Raw genomic sequence first — 809 nt, forward strand, 5'->3', positions numbered from 1 at the left:
ATTCATCTTTATTATCTTCTGAAGTTGTATAAGCAAGGCTATAAACTCCATCTTTTACTATTATTTTATCATCATCATACTTTTCTAAAAAATTTTCTTTTAATACTTCTTCAAACTTTTCTTTATTAAACATTTGTATATCTCCTTTTTTATAAAATTTCAAGTTTATAGTTATGTAAGCCTTTTATCTGTTCTTCGATTTGGATTAAGGCTGTTTCAATTTCAGAATGAAGAAAAACCTTATTTTCATCTGTTAATATTACAACAGCTTGGTAATCTTTTAATCTATTTTTTAAAGTGTGATAAGTAGATATATTTAAAGGTTCATCATTACTAAGCAGTTTTTCAAGTTCCAAAGCACTCACTCCTAATTATTAATTTTTTAAATTCAATGTTCTTAGCTTCGCCGTCAAGGGGGCGAGACCCTTTGAATCTTTTAGTTATTTTCAAAAAGTTTTTATAAAAAAGAAATAGATCAGATTAAAGAGAAGGAAAAGCTAGAAAAGAAAAATCAACTTTTTGAAATTATTTTGTTGTTAAGGTTCTAAAAAATTCATGTTCTTGAGCTGAAAATTTCAAAAGCATTAATTTTTGATAAGTCAAATTTGCGAAGTTTACGGAGCATTTTTTAAAAAATTTTTATGAAGAGAAACGGAAGAAAAAATTTTTAAAAAACTAGAATTTGACTTAGTAAAGAAAATTAATGCTAAAAAGAAATGGCTCAAGGAACATTTTTTAGAACTTACAAAAAATAAAAAAAGCTAGATTGACTCTAGCTTTTCCTCAGATAAGAGTTATTTTATTTATTA

The 809-nt window shown here is 25.0% G+C and carries 1 protein-coding gene; it reads right to left on the minus strand.

From position 1 onward, the window contains the following. Positions 1–149: 149 nt before the first annotated feature. Entirely contained in the window at positions 150–356 is a 207-nt protein-coding gene (locus tag L988_RS09035; protein ID WP_047383601.1) for a hypothetical protein, read from the minus strand. Positions 357–809 lie beyond the last annotated feature (453 nt).

The organism is Cetobacterium sp. ZWU0022, from assembly GCF_000800875.1.
In the GTDB taxonomy this organism is placed as follows: Bacteria; Fusobacteriota; Fusobacteriia; order Fusobacteriales; family Fusobacteriaceae; genus Cetobacterium_A.